2 pseudogenes are annotated in these 1,408 nt (G+C 57.7%); both read left to right on the forward strand.

Annotated elements, in window-relative coordinates:
* A pseudogene (locus ACW5W8_RS23625) lies at positions 1–532 on the forward strand (terminase); the annotation flags it as partial.
* Positions 529–1,408: pseudogene (locus ACW5W8_RS23630) on the forward strand (terminase); the annotation flags it as partial. The pseudogenes ACW5W8_RS23625 and ACW5W8_RS23630, both read left to right, overlap by 4 nt.

The following is a 1,408-nucleotide window of genomic DNA, read 5'->3' on the forward strand; positions in this document are numbered from 1 at the left end:
CTTTGACAAGGGGAACCGCGAGTCAGTGGGCAACGCAGGCAACCCCAATCCGCCAGCGAACATCAAGCCCGGCATGCAGCTGACCAAGACCCATGGTGGCTATGCCAAGTTCCTCGATGCTGATGAGTTGTTCGACCAAGCCGAGGAGTTGAGGCTAAGGGACGAGCTGATATTCACCCGGGCGCGCGTTATCTCTGTCACCAAGACCTTGAAAGCCCTGCAGCATGACCTGGCCGAAGCGCAGGAGCTGACCGATCGCATTGCGCTCTATGACAAGATCTTGCGGGCTGAGCAGGCTCTCGATCGCAATATCCAGCGCATTGAGTCGATCGAGCGTACTTTGAGCGCCTTGCGTATCGATGAGGTGAGTGGGCCGAAGATTGAGGCTGACACCAAGCGTATCAACGCCGCGACCCGCAAGCTGACCGCCGAGGCTGACTTGCTCGAGAAGGATGGTGGTGCTGACACGACTCCTGTCGCAGAGATGACCGCTGAGCTGCAGGAGCTCGGAACTGGCGGACTGATGTCATGACTGAACCCGATATCTTCCCCATGACTGAGCAGGAGCAGATTTCCTATATCCGCTCGAAGCTCGGCGATAAATGGTGGCGGATGAACAATCTCTACAAGGTGGAGAATGAGCAGGGTGAGCTGGTGCAATTCAGGCTGCGACCGGCGCAGGCGCTGCTGTTCAAGACCATGTGGTGGCTCAACATCGTATTGAAGGCGCGTCAGATAGGCTTCTCCACCGCCATCGATATCTATCTGCTGGATGAGGCGCTGTTCAACAAGAACCTCAAGTGCGGGATCATCGCCCAAGACCTGACCGCGGCGGGGGAGATCTACCGCACCAAGATTGAAGTCCCGTTCGATAACCTGCCAACGTGGCTTCAGGCCTGCTTCCCGATCGCCTCTCGCCGCGGCGGCGCCAACGGTGGTTACATCCTGTTTCGCCATGGCTCCAGCATCCAGGTAGCCACCTCTTTTCGCTCCGGAACCGTCCAGCGTCTGCATGTGTCAGAGCACGGGAAGATCTGCGCCAAGTACCCCGAGAAGGCCAAAGAGGTGCGAACCGGTACCCTGAACGCTATTCACCCTGGCTGCGTGGCATTCATCGAATCAACGGCTGAAGGGGTGGGTGGTGATTTCCACAGTATGAGCATGAAGTCCCTCGAGCTGGAGCGAACCACTCACGAGCTGACCCAGCAGGATTGGAAGTTTCACTTCTTTGGTTGGTGGCAGGATCCGAAGTATGTGGCCACGGTGCCAAGATCTGGTGTGACAGCCAGCAAAGCCCAGCAGGAATACTTCGCCGCGGTCGAGAAGGCGATGGGCTGCACCATCAGTGATGAGCAGCGCCAGTGGTACGTGCTCAAGGAGTCAACCCAAGGCGAGGAGATGAAACAGG

The organism is Aeromonas aquatilis (assembly GCF_054052405.1).